Origin of the sequence: Streptomyces fractus (assembly GCF_049844455.1) — a bacterium.
In the GTDB taxonomy this organism is placed as follows: domain Bacteria; phylum Actinomycetota; class Actinomycetes; order Streptomycetales; family Streptomycetaceae; genus Streptomyces; species Streptomyces fractus.
In genome coordinates this window covers 6,952,531-6,968,052 of record NZ_JBMYHI010000002.1, presented here as the reverse complement: position 1 = coordinate 6,968,052, position 15,522 = coordinate 6,952,531, and the positions used below count along the sequence as shown (strand labels likewise).

16 protein-coding genes are annotated in these 15,522 nt (G+C 69.5%); 5 read left to right on the top strand and 11 right to left on the bottom strand.

Annotation, left to right across the window (positions count from 1 at the left end; genetic code table 11):
• Window positions 1–14 precede the first annotated feature (14 nt).
• The 8 genes from ACP4E5_RS33510 to ACP4E5_RS33475 form a co-directional block, all read right to left on the bottom strand.
• Window positions 15–353: a metal-sulfur cluster assembly factor gene (locus tag ACP4E5_RS33510; protein ID WP_361081375.1), complete on the bottom strand. Its 339-nt coding sequence runs from the start codon at window positions 351–353 to the stop codon at window positions 15–17.
• Window positions 350–808 (bottom strand): Fe-S cluster assembly sulfur transfer protein SufU, encoded by a 459-nt coding sequence (sufU, locus tag ACP4E5_RS33505; RefSeq protein WP_425835301.1) that lies wholly within the window; start codon window positions 806–808, stop codon window positions 350–352. Before sufU ends, ACP4E5_RS33510 begins: the two co-directional genes overlap by 4 nt.
• Before the next feature lie 19 nt (window positions 809–827).
• Window positions 828–2,084, bottom strand: a complete 1,257-nt coding sequence (locus ACP4E5_RS33500; RefSeq protein WP_425835299.1) for a cysteine desulfurase — start codon at window positions 2,082–2,084, stop codon at window positions 828–830.
• Window positions 2,081–2,845 (bottom strand): Fe-S cluster assembly ATPase SufC, encoded by a 765-nt coding sequence (gene sufC / locus ACP4E5_RS33495; RefSeq protein ID WP_425835297.1) that lies wholly within the window; start codon window positions 2,843–2,845, stop codon window positions 2,081–2,083. Before sufC ends, ACP4E5_RS33500 begins: the two co-directional genes overlap by 4 nt.
• Before the next feature lie 7 nt (window positions 2,846–2,852).
• A complete protein-coding gene (locus tag ACP4E5_RS33490; protein ID WP_425835295.1) occupies window positions 2,853–3,182 on the bottom strand; it encodes a non-heme iron oxygenase ferredoxin subunit in 330 nt (109 codons plus the stop codon).
• Window positions 3,182–4,360 carry a Fe-S cluster assembly protein SufD gene (sufD, locus tag ACP4E5_RS33485; protein ID WP_425835293.1) on the bottom strand — a complete coding sequence of 393 codons (1,179 nt, stop codon included), beginning with the start codon at window positions 4,358–4,360 and terminating at the stop codon, window positions 3,182–3,184. The genes ACP4E5_RS33490 and sufD overlap by 1 nt, the downstream gene beginning before the upstream one ends.
• A gap of 72 nt (window positions 4,361–4,432) precedes the next feature.
• On the bottom strand, window positions 4,433–5,857 hold the full coding sequence (gene sufB / locus ACP4E5_RS33480; protein ID WP_425835292.1) for a Fe-S cluster assembly protein SufB: 1,425 nt from the start codon (window positions 5,855–5,857) through the stop codon (window positions 4,433–4,435).
• Window positions 5,854–6,588: a helix-turn-helix transcriptional regulator gene (locus tag ACP4E5_RS33475; RefSeq protein ID WP_425835290.1), complete on the bottom strand. Its 735-nt coding sequence runs from the start codon at window positions 6,586–6,588 to the stop codon at window positions 5,854–5,856. Before ACP4E5_RS33475 ends, sufB begins: the two co-directional genes overlap by 4 nt.
• A gap of 204 nt (window positions 6,589–6,792) precedes the next feature.
• Here ACP4E5_RS33475 and ACP4E5_RS33470 point away from each other — a divergent pair, with 204 nt between their 5' ends.
• The 4 genes from ACP4E5_RS33470 to ACP4E5_RS33455 all read left to right on the top strand — a co-directional run bounded on the left by ACP4E5_RS33470 (window position 6,793) and on the right by ACP4E5_RS33455 (window position 10,456).
• Window positions 6,793–7,584 (top strand): AAC(3) family N-acetyltransferase, encoded by a 792-nt coding sequence (locus ACP4E5_RS33470; RefSeq protein ID WP_425835288.1) that lies wholly within the window; start codon window positions 6,793–6,795, stop codon window positions 7,582–7,584.
• Between the two features lie 68 nt (window positions 7,585–7,652).
• Window positions 7,653–8,576 carry an ABC transporter ATP-binding protein gene (locus ACP4E5_RS33465; protein ID WP_425835286.1) on the top strand — a complete coding sequence of 308 codons (924 nt, stop codon included), beginning with the start codon at window positions 7,653–7,655 and terminating at the stop codon, window positions 8,574–8,576.
• Window positions 8,573–9,361 (top strand): ABC transporter permease, encoded by a 789-nt coding sequence (locus tag ACP4E5_RS33460; protein ID WP_425835284.1) that lies wholly within the window; start codon window positions 8,573–8,575, stop codon window positions 9,359–9,361. The genes ACP4E5_RS33465 and ACP4E5_RS33460 overlap by 4 nt, the downstream gene beginning before the upstream one ends.
• A 99-nt stretch (window positions 9,362–9,460) precedes the next feature.
• Window positions 9,461–10,456 carry a COX15/CtaA family protein gene (locus ACP4E5_RS33455; RefSeq protein ID WP_425835283.1) on the top strand — a complete coding sequence of 332 codons (996 nt, stop codon included), beginning with the start codon at window positions 9,461–9,463 and terminating at the stop codon, window positions 10,454–10,456.
• A gap of 24 nt (window positions 10,457–10,480) precedes the next feature.
• Here the strand turns inward: ACP4E5_RS33455 and ACP4E5_RS33450 are convergent, their stop codons facing one another.
• The 3 genes from ACP4E5_RS33450 to ACP4E5_RS33440 all read right to left on the bottom strand — a co-directional run bounded on the left by ACP4E5_RS33450 (window position 10,481) and on the right by ACP4E5_RS33440 (window position 13,038).
• Entirely contained in the window at window positions 10,481–11,575 is a 1,095-nt protein-coding gene (locus tag ACP4E5_RS33450) for an amidohydrolase family protein (RefSeq protein WP_425835282.1), read from the bottom strand.
• Between the two features lie 72 nt (window positions 11,576–11,647).
• Entirely contained in the window at window positions 11,648–11,983 is a 336-nt protein-coding gene (locus tag ACP4E5_RS33445; RefSeq protein WP_425835281.1) for a hypothetical protein, read from the bottom strand.
• A gap of 104 nt (window positions 11,984–12,087) precedes the next feature.
• On the bottom strand, window positions 12,088–13,038 hold the full coding sequence (locus tag ACP4E5_RS33440) for a heme o synthase (protein WP_425841846.1): 951 nt from the start codon (window positions 13,036–13,038) through the stop codon (window positions 12,088–12,090).
• Window positions 13,039–13,416: 378 nt separating this feature from the next.
• On the opposite strand from ACP4E5_RS33440, the gene tkt reads away from it, so the two are divergent.
• Window positions 13,417–15,504 (top strand): transketolase, encoded by a 2,088-nt coding sequence (gene tkt, locus ACP4E5_RS33435; protein WP_425835280.1) that lies wholly within the window; start codon window positions 13,417–13,419, stop codon window positions 15,502–15,504.
• Window positions 15,505–15,522: the final 18 nt, after the last annotated feature.

The window sequence follows — 15,522 nt, the reverse complement described above, 5'->3', positions numbered from 1 at the left end:
GGGGCTTGATCAGCTCACACGTTGAAGCCGAGCGCCCTCAGCTGCTCACGGCCATCGTCCGTGATCTTGTCCGGGCCCCACGGCGGCATCCAGACCCAGTTGATCCGCAGCTCGTTGACGATGCCGTCGGTCGCGGACTTCGCCTGGTCCTCGATGACGTCCGTGAGCGGACAGGCCGCCGACGTCAGCGTCATGTCGATCGTCGCGATGTTCGCGTCGTCGATGTGGATGCCGTAGATCAGGCCCAGATTGACGACGTCGATGCCCAGCTCGGGGTCGACGACGTCGTACAGCGCCTCGCGGACCTCCTCCTCGGAGGCCGGCTTCATCTCCACTGCCGTGCTGTCGCTCATGCGGTCTTCGCCTCCTCCGCGAAGGCTTGCGCCGTCGCTTCCTTCCACGCCATCCAGCTCAGGAGGGCGCACTTGACTCGGGCCGGGTACTTGGAGACCCCGGCGAACGCGACGGCGTCCTCCAGGACCTCCTCCATCGCGTCGTCGGGCTCGATCTGGCCCTTCGACTGCATCAGCTCCAGGAAGCTCTCCTGGATCCGGCGCGCGTCGGACAGTTCCTTGCCGACCAGCAGATCGTTGAGGACGGACGCCGAGGCCTGGCTGATGGAACAGCCCTGCCCCTCGTACGACACGTCCTCGATCGTCTCGCCGTCATACTTCACGCGCAGCGTGATCTCGTCACCGCACGTCGGGTTGACGTGGTGCACCTCGGCGTCGCCATCCCGCAAGCCCCGGCCGTGCGGGTGCTTGTAGTGGTCCAGGATGACTTCCTGGTACATCGAATCCAGCTTCATGCGATTCCTCGCCAACCCCTCAACCGAAGAAGTTCCGTACGTGCTCCAGGCCGTCGACCAGAGCGTCGATCTCGCCGGGCGTGGAGTACAGATAGAACGACGCTCGCGTGGTCGCAGGAATTCCGTACCTCAGGCAGACCGGCCGTGCGCAGTGGTGACCGACCCGGACCGCGATGCCCTGCTCGTCGAGGACCTGGCCCACGTCGTGCGGGTGGATGTCGCCGAGCGTGAAGGAGATCGCGGCGCCCCGGTCCTCGGCCGTGGCCGGGCCGATGATCTTCAGGTCGGGGACCTCCTGCAGCCGCTTCACCGCGTACTCGGTGAGCGCCTGCTCGTGCTGGAGGACCTTGTCCATGCCGATCGACTGCAGGTAGTCGATCGCCGCGCCGAGGCCGACGGCCTCCGCGATCGGCGGCGTACCGGCCTCGAACTTGTGCGGCGCGGGGGCGTACGTCGAGGAGTGCATGGACACCGTCTCGATCATCTCGCCGCCGCCGAGGAAGGGCGGCAGGTCCTCGAGCAGCTCCTGGCGGCCCCACAGGACGCCGATGCCGGTCGGGCCGCACATCTTGTGTCCTGTGAAGGCCACGAAGTCTGCCTGCAGCGCCTGCACGTCGACCGGCATGTGCGGGGCGGCCTGCGAGGCGTCGATCAGGACCAGGGCGCCGACCTCCTGGGCGCGGCGCACGATGGCCTCGACCGGGTTGTGGGTGCCGAGGATGTTCGACACGAGCACGAAGGAGACGATCTTCGTCTTCTCGGTGATGACCTCGTCGATGTTGCTCAGGTCGAGACGGCCGTCGTCCGTCAGACCGAACCACTTCAGCTTCGCGCCGGTGCGCTGCGAGAGCAGCTGCCACGGAACGATGTTGGAGTGGTGCTCCATCTCCGTGATCACGATCTCGGTCTCGTGGTCGACCTTGTACGGCTCGTCGGCCCAACCGAGCATGTTGGCAACGAGGTTGAGCGACTCCGAGGCGTTCTTCGTGAAGATGACCTCGTCGCGGCTCGGCGCGTTGATGAACGCGGCGACCTTGTCGCGCGCGCCCTCGTACAGCGCCGTGGCCTCCTCGGCCAGCACGTGCACGCCGCGGTGGACGTTGGCGTTGTGCCGCTCGTAGTACCCCGTCATGGCGTCGAGGACCTGGCGCGGCGTCTGCGAGGTCGCCGCGTTGTCCAGGTACACGAGGTTCTTGCCGTCGTGGAGCACCCGGTCGAGGATCGGAAAGTCCTTGCGGATCGCCTCGGTGTCGAGGAGGCCCGGCAGCTGTGTCACGCGGATACGCCACCCTTCGTGTACTTCTCGTAGCCCTCGGCCTCGAGGGTGTCGGCCAGTTCGGGGCCACCGGACTCGACGATGCGGCCGCCCGAGAAGACGTGCACGAAGTCCGGCTTGATGTAGCGCAGGATGCGCGTGTAGTGCGTGATCAGCAGGGTGCCGACCTCACCGGTCTCACGGACGCGGTTGACGCCGTCGGAGACCTGGCGGAGGGCGTCGACGTCGAGGCCGGAGTCGGTCTCGTCGAGGATCGCGATCTTCGGCTTGAGGAGCTCCATCTGGAGGATCTCGTGGCGCTTCTTCTCACCGCCGGAGAAGCCCTCGTTCACGTTGCGCTCGGCGAAGGCCGGGTCCATCTGGAGGGTCTCCATCGCGCCCTTGACCTCCTTCACCCACGTGCGCAGCTTCGGGGCCTCGCCGCGGATCGCGGTGGCCGAGGAGCGCAGGAAGTTGGAGACGGAGACGCCGGGGACCTCGACCGGGTACTGCATGGCCAGGAACATGCCGGCGCGGGCGCGCTCGTCGACGGACATCTCGAGGACGTCCTCGCCGTCGAGGGTGACGGTGCCCTGCGTGATCGTGTACTTGGGGTGACCCGCGATGGAGTACGCGAGGGTCGACTTGCCGGAGCCGTTGGGGCCCATGATGGCGTGCGTCTCACCCTGCTTCACGGTGAGGTCGACGCCCTTGAGGATCTCCTTCGTGGCGTTGTCGGCCTCGACGGTGACGTGCAGGTCTCGGATTTCAAGCGTAGCCATGGGTGTCTCAGGACTCCTGGGTGAGGGAGGCGCCGACGTCGACGAGGACGCTGCCCCCTTCGATCTGTACGGGGTAAACGGGGACGGGGCGCGTGGCGGGAAGGCCGGACGGCTTGCCGGTGCGCAGGTCGAAGGCGGAGCCGTGCAGCCAGCACTCGATCTGGCAGTCCTCCACCTCGCCCTCGGAGAGGGAGACGTTCGCGTGCGAGCAGATGTCGTTGATCGCGAACACCTCGCCCTCGGTGCGGACGACCGAGACCGGCGTGCCGTCGAGCTCGACCCGCTTGGGGGTGTCGCTCTCCAGCTCGCTGAGGTCACAGGCGCGGACGAAGGCCATCAGACCGTCGCCTCCAGCTCGGCCGCGATCTTCTCGAGCAGGCGCTCCTCGATGTCCGGGACACCGATCTGCTGGACCAGCTCGGCGAAGAAGCCGCCGACGACGAGGCGGCGCGCCTCGTCGGCGGGGATGCCGCGGGCCATCAGGTAGAAGAGCTGCTCGTCGTCGAAGCGGCCGGTCGCCGAGGCGTGGCCCGCGCCGACGATCTCGCCGGTCTCGATCTCGAGGTTCGGCACCGAGTCGACCCGCGCGCCGTCCGTGAGGACCAGGTTGCGGTTCAGCTCGTACGTGTCCGTGCCCTCGGCGGCGGCCTCGATGAGGACGTCACCGATCCACACGGCGTGTGCGTCGTCGCCCTGGAGCGCGCCCTTGTAGACGACGTTGGACTTGCAGTGCGGGGTGGCGTGGTCGACCAGGAGGCGGTGCTCCTGGTGCTGGCCCGCGTCGGTGAAGTAGAGGCCGAAGAGCTCGGCCTCGCCGCCGGTGGACGCGTACGTCACGCGCGGGTGCAGGCGGACGACGTCGCCGCCGAAGGTGACGACGACCGACTTGAAGGAGGCGTCGCGGCCGACGAGCGCGTTGTGCTGCGCCACGTGGACGGCCTTGTCGTCCCAGTCCTGGACGGAGACGACGGTCAGCTTCGCGCCGTCACCGAGCAGGTAGTCGACGTTGGCGGCGAGCACCGCGTCACCGGTGTGGTCGATGACGACGACGGCCTCGGCGAAGGCGCCCAGCTCGATGACCTGGTGGCCGTAGGCGACGCCGCCCTCGCCGTGCACGGCGATCCGGATCGGCTCGTCGAGGACCGTCTCCTTGGGCACGGAGACGACCGACGCCTGCTCGAACGCCGAGTACGCCTGCGCGGCGACCCGGTCGACGGGCTTGCCGGCCTTGCCGACGCGGGCGTCGTCGCGGCCGACCGACTCGACGGTGACGCCGGCCGGGGCCTGGACGTCGACCTTGACGCCGCCGGTCGCGGTGGCGGTGCCGTCGTGCAGCCCGCGAAGGCGCTCCAGCGGCGTGAACCGCCACTCCTCCTCACGGCCGTGCGGGACGGCGAAGTCCTGCACGTCGAAGGACGGGGGCGCGCTCATGCGCGTGGCGACGGTCGACTCGGCGGCCACCGCGATGTTTCCGGTGGTCGTCGACCCCGCGGGGATGTTCTGAGCCTCAGCCATGGCTGTCGTGGTGCTCGCTTTCGTGACGTACGTAAGTGGCTTGACGGAGAAGGCGGTTGGGGCCCTTGCGGGCTAGCCGACCGACCCTTCCATCTGGAGCTCGATCAGCCGGTTGAGCTCGAGCGCGTACTCCATGGGCAGCTCCTTGGCGATCGGCTCGACGAAGCCGCGCACGATCATCGCCATGGCCTCGAACTCGCTCATGCCGCGGCTCATCAGGTAGAAGAGCTGGTCCTCGGAGACGCGGGAGACCGTCGCCTCGTGGCCCATGGACACGTCGTCCTCGCGGACGTCGACGTACGGGTACGTGTCGGAGCGCGAGATGGTGTCGACGAGCAGGGCGTCGCACAGCACGTTCGACTTCGAACCGGGGGCGCCCTCGCCGATCTCGACGAGACCGCGGTAGGAGGTGCGGCCACCGCCGCGCGCCACGGACTTCGAGACGATGTTGGACGACGTGTTCGGCGCCATGTGGACCATCTTGGAACCGGCGTCCTGGTGCTGGCCCTCGCCCGCGAAGGCGATGGACAGCGTCTCACCCTTGGCGTGCTCGCCCATCAGGTAGACGGCCGGGTACTTCATGGTGACCTTGGAGCCGATGTTGCCGTCGATCCACTCCATGGTCGCGCCCTCGTACGCCACGGCGCGCTTGGTGACCAGGTTGTAGACGTTGTTCGACCAGTTCTGGATGGTCGTGTAGCGGCAGCGGGCGCCCTTCTTGACGATGATCTCGACGACCGCGGAGTGCAGCGAGTCCGACTTGTAGATCGGCGCGGTGCAGCCCTCGACGTAGTGGACGTAGGCGTCCTCGTCGACGATGATCAGCGTCCGCTCGAACTGGCCCATGTTCTCCGTGTTGATACGGAAGTAGGCCTGGAGCGGGATCTCCACGTGCACGCCCTTCGGCACGTAGATGAAGGAGCCACCCGACCACACGGCGGTGTTCAGCGCGGCGAACTTGTTGTCGCCGGCCGGGATGACGGTCCCGAAGTACTCCTTGAAGAGCTCCGGGTGCTCCTTCAGGGCCGTGTCGGTGTCCATGAAGATGACACCCTGCTCCTCCAGGTCCTCACGGATCTGGTGGTACACGACCTCGGACTCGTACTGGGCCGCGACACCGGCGACGAGGCGCTGCTTCTCCGCCTCGGGGATGCCGAGCTTGTCGTACGTGTTCTTGATGTCCTCGGGCAGGTCCTCCCAGGACTCCGCCTGCTTCTCCGTGGAGCGCACGAAGTACTTGATGTTGTCGAAGTCGATGCCCGACAGGTCCGAGCCCCAGTTCGGCATGGGCTTCTTGCCGAACAGCTTGAGGCCCTTGAGACGCAGCTTGGTCATCCACTCCGGCTCGGACTTCTTGGCGGAGATGTCCTTGACGACGTCCTCGTTGATGCCGCGCTTGGCAGAGGCACCGGCCGCGTCGGAGTCCGCCCAGCCGTATTCGTACTTGCCCAGGCCGTCGAGCTCAGGGTGGGCAGTCTCCTCGATGGGGAGAGTCATGCGGGGTTCCTCCCGGCCGTGCTTGCAGATGCGTTTGTGTCGGTTTGTGGGGCGATGTTGGGGGTGTTCTTGGGGATGAACGTCGTACAGACCCCGTCGCCATGGGCGATGGTGGCCAGTCGCTGTACGTGAGTGCCGAGCAACTGCGAGAACATTTCTGTCTCGGCCTCGCACAATTGCGGGAACTGCTCGGCCACGTGGGCGACTGGGCAGTGGTGCTGGCAGAGCTGCTCACCGACCGGTGCGCTACGCGCCGTAGCAGCGTACCCGTCCGCGCTCAAGGCCCTTGCCAGGGCCTGGGCGCGCTCCTCGGGGGCCGCGGCCTCGACCGCCGCCTTGTAGGGACCGGCCTGCGCGGCGATCCGCGCGCGGGCGAACGAGACGAGCGCCTCGTCCCCGCCGGCCTGCTCCTTGATCCAGCGGAGCGCTTCCGCGGCGAGCTTGTCGTAGGACTGGTCGAAGGCGTCCCGGCCGCAGTCGGTCAGCGCGAACACCTTCGCGGGGCGGCCGCGGGTGCGGGCTCCGTAGACGCGCTGGTCCCTGGGCTCCACGACATTGTCGGCAACGAGTGCGTCGAGGTGGCGGCGGACGGCGGCCTGGGTGAGGCCGAGGCGCCCGGCGAGCTCGGCGACCGTGGACGGGCCGTGGTCCAGGATGGAACGCGCGACCCGGTTGCGGGTGGACCGCTCCCCGGTCGTGAGCTCCTCTTGGGCCTCGCCGACGTTTTTCACAACGCCATTGTTGCGTAATTCCTCAGACCCTGACAAGCGCGGCGGTGATCGGCTCTCGGTGCCGTGCATCACTTAGGCAGACCTAAGTAGTCACATGCCGTGACCTGCGGAAACGATCTTTGATCGATCGGAACGCCCACCCGGGCAGGGTCGGCGCCGACAAATTCCGTGGCGCCCGGGCAACCCCTCCAGGACACTCACCCCATGCCCACACCCCTCCCGACCGGCCCACTCGTCACACAGGCGTCCCTCACGGCGGACCTGCGCGCACTCGGCGTCCGACCGGGCGACACCCTCCTCGCCCACACCTCCCTCAGCAGCCTCGGGTGGGTGAACGGTGGGGCCGTCGCGGTCGTCCGCGCCCTCCTCGACGCGCTCGGCTCCGACGGCACACTCGTCGTCCCGACCCAGTCCGGGGAGCTCACGGACCCGGCCGAGTGGATCCGCCCGCCGGTCCCCCGGGAGTGGTGGGAGACCATCCGCGCCACCATGCCCGCGTACGACCCGGCGATCACGCCCACGCGCGGTGTCGGCGTCGTCCCGGAGACCGTGCGGACCTGGCCGGGCGCCCTGCGCAGCGCTCACCCGCAGACGTCCTTCGCGGCGCTCGGGCCGCGTGCCGCCGCGGTGACCGAGGGGCACGCGGCCGACTGTCGGCTCGGCGAGCGCAGCCCGCTGGCCCGCCTGGAGGAACTGCACGCGCGCGTGCTGCTCCTGGGCGCCGGATACGAGGCGTGTACGGGCTTCCACCTGGCCGAGTACCGCGTCCCGGCCCGCTACGAGGACGCCGGGCGGCCGGGCCCCCACGGGTGGGAGCACGTGCGCGAGGTGGCCATCGACAGCGACCGGTTCGACGAACTGGGCGCCGCCTTCGAGCGCGACACCCCCGTCGTCCGCGGCCGGGTCGGCGCCGCCGGGGCCCGCCTCTTCGGGCTCGCGGACGCCGTGGCGTACGCGGAGAAGTGGCTCCCGGCACACCGCCCCGACACCGACTGACACGGGCGGGCCCACCCGCACCGCCCCGCTCGTCCGCGGAGCGCGCCGCGTCCCTAGACTTGCCCACCATGCGAAGCGAGCCAGTCGTCCACATCACCGGTCTGGTGAAGCGGTACGGATCCAAGACCGCGGTCGACGGCCTCGACCTCACGGCTGCCCCCGGCATCACGGCCGTACTCGGCCCCAACGGCGCGGGCAAGACCACCACGATCGAGACCTGCGAGGGCTACCGCAGGCCGGACTCGGGCACCGTCCGCGTCCTCGGCCTCGACCCGGTCAAGCAGGCCTCCGCGCTGCGCCCCCGGATCGGCGTCATGTTGCAGTCCGGCGGCGTCTACTCGGGCGCCCGCGCCGACGAAATGCTCCGCCACATCGCGAAGCTGCACGCCCACCCGCTCGACGTGGACGCCCTCATCGAGCGCCTCGGCCTCGGCAGTTGCGGCCGCACGACCTACCGGCGGCTCTCCGGCGGCCAGCAGCAGCGGCTCGCGCTCGCCATGGCCGTGGTCGGCCGGCCCGAGCTGGTGTTCCTCGACGAGCCGACCGCGGGCCTGGACCCGCAGGCCCGGCACGCCACCTGGGACCTGGTGCGGGACCTGCGCGCCGACGGCGTCTCCGTCATCCTCACCACGCACTACATGGACGAGGCGGAGCAGCTCGCCGACGACGTGGCGATCGTCGACGCCGGGAAGGTCATCACGCAGGGCACCCCGGAGCAGCTGTGCAAGGGCGGCGCCGAGAACACGCTCCGCTTCTCCGGGCGGCCGGGCCTCGACGTGGCCTCGCTGCTCAAGGCCCTGCCCGCCGACGCCGCGGCCGCGGAACTGACCCCCGGCTCCTACCGCGTCAGCGGCAAGGTCGACCCGCAGCTCCTCGCGACGGTCACCTCCTGGTGCGCCCAGCACGGCGTGATGCCGGAGAAGATCTCCGTCGAGCGGCACACCCTGGAAGACGTATTTCTTGAGATGACCGGCAAGGAGCTGCGCGGATGAGCGCCACCGAAACGCACCGCGGCGCCGGTACGTACACCCCCCACCCGGGAGCCGCCCCGCTCCCCCGCATGATCGCGACGCAGGCCGCGCTCGAGACGAAGATGCTGCTGCGCAACGGCGAGCAGCTGCTGCTCACCGTCGTCATCCCGACGCTGCTGCTCGTCCTGTTCTCGGCCGTCGACATCGTCGACACGGGGTCCGGGAAGGCCGTCGACTTCCTCGCTCCCGGCATCCTCGCGCTCGCCGTGATGTCCACGGCCTTCACGGGCCAGGCCATCGCCACCGGCTTCGAGCGGCGCTACGGCGTCCTCAAGCGGCTCGGCGCCTCGCCGCTTCCGCGCTGGGCGCTGATGACCGCGAAGACGCTGTCCGTCCTGGTCACCGAGGTGCTCCAGGTCGTCCTCCTCACCGTCATCGCGTTCGCGCTCGGCTGGTCCCCGCACGGGAACCCGTTCGCCGTTCTCCTCCTCCTGGTGTTCGGTACGGCGGCGTTCTCCGGCCTCGGCCTCCTCATGGCGGGCACGCTCAAGGCGGAGGCCACGCTCGCCGCGGCGAACCTGGTCTTTCTGCTCCTCCTGGTCGGCGGCGGCGTCATCGTGCCGCTCGACAAGTTCCCCGACGCCGCGCAGTCGGTCCTCGGCCTGCTGCCGATCTCGGCGCTCTCCGACGGCCTGCGGGACGTGCTCCAGCACGGCGCGGCGATGCCGTGGGGCGACCTGGGGATCCTGGCCGTGTGGGCGGTCGTGGGGCTCGGCGCGGCGGGGCGCTTCTTCCGCTGGGAGTGACGTACGGGCCGGGGCGGGGGGGACGTAACCCCCGTCACAGTTGGCCCAGTTACGTCCCCCTCGTGAAGCCGTGCACAAGCGGCGGCCTACGATGGGCCCGTGCCAAAGCTGACCCCCACCGACGCCGCGCGGGCGCTGCGCAATCCGCTCGCCTTCATCGCCGAGTACTGGACCCCCACTCAGCGGACCGTCCAGCGCGCGGCCATGTCCGCCGTCGTCATGACGGTGATCATCGTCTGCACCGGCGGCGCCGTGCGCCTGACCGGGTCGGGGCTCGGCTGCCCGACCTGGCCCAAGTGCACCGACCAGTCGCTGACCGCGACGAGCGAGATGGGCTTCCACGGAGCCATCGAGTTCGGCAACCGCATGCTCACCTACGTGCTGTGCGCCGCGGTCGGCTGGGCGATCATCGCCGCGCGTTCGCAGAAGCCGTGGCGGCGCACGGTGACCCGGCTCGGCTGGGCCCAGTTCTGGATCGTGATGGGCAACGCGGTGCTCGGCGGCATCGTCGTCCTGGTCGGCCTCAACCCGTACACGGTGGCCGCCCACTTCGTCCTGACCACCGCCCTGCTCACGGTCGCCGTCCTGATGTGGCAGCGCACCCGTGAGGGCGACGCCGCGCCGCGTCCGCTGGTCGGCGGTGCCATCAAGCAGCTGGTGTGGTTCCTGGTGGTGGCGGCGTCGCTGCTGATCCTCGTCGGCACGGTGGTGACCGGCGCGGGCCCGCACGCGGGCGACTCCCGCGAGGTCCACCGGATGCCGCTCGACTGGGAGACGGTCGCGAAGGGGCACGCGGTCCTCGCCTGGATCGTCGTGACCCTGACCTTCGCGCTGTGGTTCGTCCTGAAGGCGGTCGACGCCCCCAAGGGCCCGCTGCACCGCACCCGCGACCTGTTCCTGATCCTGCTCGCGCAGGGAATCATCGGCTACGTCCAGTACTTCACGGACCTCCCCGAGATCCTGGTCGGCCTGCACATGCTGGGCTCGGCGCTGGTGTGGATCGGGGTGCTGCGCGTGGTGCTCTCGCTGCGCGAACGCCCGCTGTCGGAGCCGGACCTCCCCTCGCAGACGGGCCAGGCGCTCTCGGCGGTCTGACGCCCCGTACGGGCCCGGGAACGCTCAGGCGGCTCCGAGCCCGTACACCCTCCGCGCCGTCCCCGACGCGATCATCGTCGCCACCCGCTGCGCGTCGCTCAGCGACCACGCGCCGTCGGCGACCCACTCCCCGAGCACCCGCCCGAGCGCCTGCCGGAACAGCCGCGCGCCCACGACGTGCAGCTCGGGCAGGCCCTGCGCGCCCGTGGAGAACAGCAGCTTCCCGAAGGGCGCCAGCTCCAGGAACTCCGCGAACAGCCCCGCCGCCCGCGCCCCGGTGCGGGCGAGTGCCGGGCCCAGGTCCGCGTAGACGTGCGGGAAGACGCCCGCCAGATGCGCCGCGTGGCGGTGGTACGGGTAGCCGTGCAGCAGCACGACGTCCGTTCCGAGCCCCGCCGTGGCGCGGGCGAACTCGGCGAGGGCCACCGGGTCCGTGTGGTCGAGGTGCCCCCAGCGCAGTTGCAGCGGGCGGCCCGATGCGACCGCGATCCACAGCAGGTGCCGCAGCAGCACGGGGTCCGTGAGGGCGCCGCCGACCTGCCGCCCCGCCAGCCACCGGCCCGCCGCGCCGCGCACCTCGCCGGGGCCCGGCGGCTGCGGGGCGAGCGCGAGCCCGTGGCGCACCCCGGCGACCGAGGTGAAGGCGACCGCGCCGGAGGCCGCGGCGTGCACCGATTCGGCGAGGTTCGCGAGGAGGGAGTCGACGGTCCCCGAGGTGTCCGCGACCTGCTCCGCGAGGAGTTCGAGGCGGACGATCTCGTGGGCCTCGCCCTGGGCCGCGGAGGCCAGCTCGGCGGGTCCGGTCAGGTCGTCGGCAAGACCCGTGTCCACGAGGTACGTGGTGATGCCGCTGCCGCGCAGCAGCCTGCGCCCCGCCTCGACGACGCCCAGCTCGCGGCGCCTGGCCAGATAGCGGGCGGGCGGACAGTGGGGTTCCAGACCGAGCAGCGGCGGGCACCAGCGGCGCACCGCGAACCCGGTCTGGGTGTCGAAGAAGGTGGTGCCGGGGGCGGGCGGCCCCTCGCCCCGGCCGAGGTGGGCCTCGAACGTGCCGAGGCCCAGCTCCGTACGCAGCACCCCATGGCAGTACTGATCCACGAGGGACGGCGTTTCGATCATCCGGGCTCCCCGTATATGGACCGTGCTCCTACAGTCCTAACGGGTGAACGGGCGCCTGGTGTTGCTCTAAATTCAACCGCCGAGCTGGATGCCCGCCATCCGCTTCCATTCGTACGGTCCCGTCTCGACCTTCGCCGCGAAATCGCCGTCGAAGTCCTCGTGGACGGTGATGCCCGCCTTCTCGACGGCCTTCTGCGCGACCTCGTACGTCGACGCGACCAGGTCGCCCCAGCCGCCGTCCTCGCCGACGAGCACGATGCGCGTGCCGTGCTCCCCGATGTACGCGAGCTGTCCCTCGACGCCGCCGTGCGCCTTGGCGAACACGCCGATCTCCTTGGCCAGCTTGGCCGCGCGACGCTCGTCCTTGGCCGCCCTGCGGGGTGCCTCAACCGTTTGAGTCTCTGCCATGGACAGGATGCTACCGACGAGTAGTCAAACAAGCGATAAGTGGGGTGCGTGGCCTGGGCCACGCACCCCACTTGTCGAGACCTACCGGGGAATCCTTCTGAGGATCAGCGCAGGAACGGGTCCACCGCGATCGCCACGAACACCAGCGACACATAGGTGATGGACCAGTGGAACAGCCGCATCTCCTTGAGCTTCGCGCCCGAGATCTCGGCCTTGGCGCGGCTCTGCAGCCCGTGCGCCTCCCACAGCCAGAACCCGCCGGCGAGCAGCGCGACCGCCGTGTAGAACCAGCCGGTGTAGCCGAGCGGCTGGAGCAGCAGCGACACCGCCACCATCACCCAGCTGTAGGCGACGATCTGCTTGGCCACGACCTTGTTGGAGGCGAGGACCGGAAGCATCGGAACGCCTGCGCGCGCGTAGTCGTCCTTCACCTTCATGGAGAGCGGCCAGTAGTGCGGCGGCGTCCAGAAGAACATGACCCCGAAGAGGATGATCGGCGCCCACGACATGGAGTTCGTGACCGAAGACCAGCCGATGAGGACGGGCAGGCAGCCCGCGATGCCGCCCCACACGATGTTCTGCGCCGTACGACGCTTCAGGATCATCGTGTAGACGACCACGTAGAAGAGCAGTGCGCCCAGGGACAGCCAGGCCGACAGCCAGTTCACCGCGAAGCCGAACAGCAGCGTCGAGATCACCGCGAGGGCGATGCCGAAGGCCAGGCACTCGTTGGGGCTGACCATGCCGGTGACCAGTGGACGCTGCGACGTGCGCTCCATAAGAGCGTCGATGTCGCGGTCGTACCACATGTTGAGGGCGTTGGCACCGCCCGCCGACAGGTAACCGCCGACACAGGTGATGAGCACGAGCCAGAGGTCGGGCACTCCCTGTTCGGCAAGGAACATCACCGGAACCGTGGTGATGAGAAGCAGCTCGATGATTCGCGGCTTGGTCAGGGCCACGAACGCCTTGACGCGGGCCCCGAACGGCCGCGGGCCCCGACTGCTGCTCGTCAGCGCTCCCGCTGGACGGGATTCGACGGCCGTCACGCACACCCCTGACAGAGACTCCAGCGAGCCCCCGTTGCGGACCACTTGATGTGAAGTCCCGGTAAAGGCTCGCGCGTACCACGCCACTCTAGACGTTGCCCATACCCAGCCCTTCGTGGGGGTGGGTCGTGTTGGTCCGCATGCCGTAAAGCCACTTGGGGAGCCCTTCCGGATGAGCAATTCCGACCACGGATGAGCCCCCATCTGAGCGGCCGCGTATTCACGTGTCGAAAGCGCGCCGACCCCCGTCAGGAGGCGGATCCGACAGACTCCCGGCAGTCTGGAATGACTCGAAAAAAGCACGTCCCAGCGAAGGTAGGCTCGACAACAGCCGGTGACAGACGTCACCGGCATGAGACATGTGGAGAGGAGCCCTGACCCAGGGTGAGCACCAAGCCGACCACCACAGACTTCGAGTGGACCGATGTGGACCAGCGGGCCGTTGACACCGCTCGCGTCCTGGCCGCCGACGCCGTACAGAAGGTCGGCAACGGCCATCCCGGTACGGCGATGAGCCTGGCCCCGGCCGCGTACACCCTCTTTCAGAAGGTGATGCGGCACGACCCGGCGGACGCCGACTGGGTCGGGCGGGACCGTTTCGTCCTGTCCGCGGGGCACTCGTCCCTGACCCTCTACATCCAGCTCTACCTGGCCGGCTTCGGCCTGGAGCTGGACGACCTGAAGGCGTTCCGCACCTGGGGTTCCCGGACGCCTGGCCACCCGGAGTACGGGCACACCACCGGTGTCGAGACGACGACCGGTCCGCTCGGCCAGGGCGTCGCCAACGCCGTGGGCATGGCCATGGCCTCCCGCTACGAGCGCGGCCTGTTCGACCCCGAGGCCGCGACGGGTGAGAGCCCGTTCGACCACTACGTCTACGCGATCGCCGGTGACGGCTGCCTCCAGGAGGGCATCTCCGCGGAGGCCTCCTCCATGGCAGGACACCAGCAGCTCGGCAACCTGATCCTGCTGTGGGACGACAACCACATCTCGATCGAGGGCGACACCGAGACCGCCGTCTCCGAGGACACCTGCAAGCGCTACGAGGCCTACGGCTGGCACGTCCAGCGCGTGGAGCCGAAGGCGGACGGCGACCTGGACCCCGAGGCCGTCTACAACGCCATCGAGGCCGCGAAGGCCGTCACCGACAAGCCGTCGTTCATCGCGCTGCGCTCGATCATCGCCTGGCCGGCCCCGAACGCGCAGAACACCGAGGCCGCGCACGGCTCGGCGCTCGGCGACGACGAGGTGGCCGCCACCAAGCGCGTCCTGGGCTTCGACCCGGAGAAGTCCTTCGACGTCTCCGACGAGGTCATCAACCACACGCGCGGCGCCCTGGAGCGCGGCGCGCAGGCCAAGGCCGAGTGGGACAAGCAGCTCGCCGAGTGGCGCGCCGCCAACCCGGAGCGGGCCGCCGAGTTCGACCGGATCAACGCGGGCGAGCTGCCCAAGGGCTGGGAGGAGAAGCTCCCCGTCTTCGAGACCGGCAAGGGTGTCGCCACCCGTGCCGCCTCCGGCAAGGTCCTCCAGGCGCTCGGCGGTGTGATCCCCGAGCTGTGGGGCGGCTCCGCCGACCTCGCGGGCTCGAACAACACGACGATCGACAAGACGTCGTCGTTCCTCCCGGCGGGCAACCCGCTGCCGGAGGCCGACCCGTACGGCCGCACGATCCACTTCGGTATCCGCGAGCACTCGATGGCCGCGGAGATGAACGGCATCGCGCTGCACGGCCACACGCGCATCTACGGCGGCACCTTCCTGGTGTTCTCCGACTACATGCGCAACGCCGTGCGGCTGTCCGCGCTGATGTCGCTGCCCGTCACGTACGTGTGGACGCACGACTCCGTCGGTCTCGGTGAGGACGGCCCGACGCACCAGCCGGTCGAGCACCTCGCCTCGCTGCGCGCCATCCCCGGCCTCAACGTCGTGCGCCCCGCGGACGCCAACGAGACGGCGATCGCCTGGCGCGAGATCCTGCGGCGCGGCAAGAAGGAGTACGGCGTCTCGCACCCGCACGGCCTGTCGCTGACCCGCCAGGGCGTGCCGACGTACGAGGCGAACGAGGACACCGCCAAGGGCGGCTACGTCCTGGTCGAGGCCTCCAAGGCGACGCCGGACCTGATCCTGATCGCCACCGGTTCCGAGGTGCACCTGGCCGTCGAGGCCCGTGAGCAGCTGGAGTCCGAGGGCATCGCCACCCGCGTCGTCTCGATGCCGTGTGTCGAGTGGTTCGAGGACCAGGACCAGGGGTACCGGGACAGCGTCCTGCCGCCCGCGGTGAAGGCGCGTGTCGCGGTCGAGGCCGGGATCGGTCTGACCTGGCACCGCTTCGTCGGGGACGCCGGTCGCATCGTTTCGCTGGAGCACTTCGGCGCGTCCGCGGACGGCAAGGTCCTCTTCAAGGAGTTCGGCTTCACTCCGGAGAACGTGGCGGCCAAGGCGAAGGAATCCCTCGCCGCGGCCCAGCGCTGACGCCTGTACGACACGACA

What these genes read in the sequence shown, in the direction of transcription:
- ACP4E5_RS33510 (WP_361081375.1), bottom strand. Translation starts at nt 353, where the DNA reads ATGAGCGACAGCACGGCAGTGGAGATGAAGCCGGCCTCCGAGGAGGAG.
- sufU (WP_425835301.1), bottom strand. Translation starts at nt 808, where the DNA reads ATGAAGCTGGATTCGATGTACCAGGAAGTCATCCTGGACCACTACAAG.
- sufC (WP_425835297.1), bottom strand. Translation starts at nt 2,845, where the DNA reads ATGGCTACGCTTGAAATCCGAGACCTGCACGTCACCGTCGAGGCCGAC.
- ACP4E5_RS33490 (WP_425835295.1), bottom strand. Translation starts at nt 3,182, where the DNA reads ATGGCCTTCGTCCGCGCCTGTGACCTCAGCGAGCTGGAGAGCGACACC.
- sufD (WP_425835293.1), bottom strand. Translation starts at nt 4,360, where the DNA reads ATGGCTGAGGCTCAGAACATCCCCGCGGGGTCGACGACCACCGGAAAC.
- sufB (WP_425835292.1), bottom strand. Translation starts at nt 5,857, where the DNA reads ATGACTCTCCCCATCGAGGAGACTGCCCACCCTGAGCTCGACGGCCTG.
- ACP4E5_RS33470 (WP_425835288.1), top strand. Translation starts at nt 6,793, where the DNA reads ATGCCCACACCCCTCCCGACCGGCCCACTCGTCACACAGGCGTCCCTC.
- ACP4E5_RS33465 (WP_425835286.1), top strand. Translation starts at nt 7,653, where the DNA reads ATGCGAAGCGAGCCAGTCGTCCACATCACCGGTCTGGTGAAGCGGTAC.
- ACP4E5_RS33460 (WP_425835284.1), top strand. Translation starts at nt 8,573, where the DNA reads ATGAGCGCCACCGAAACGCACCGCGGCGCCGGTACGTACACCCCCCAC.
- ACP4E5_RS33450 (WP_425835282.1), bottom strand. Translation starts at nt 11,575, where the DNA reads ATGATCGAAACGCCGTCCCTCGTGGATCAGTACTGCCATGGGGTGCTG.
- ACP4E5_RS33445 (WP_425835281.1), bottom strand. Translation starts at nt 11,983, where the DNA reads ATGGCAGAGACTCAAACGGTTGAGGCACCCCGCAGGGCGGCCAAGGAC.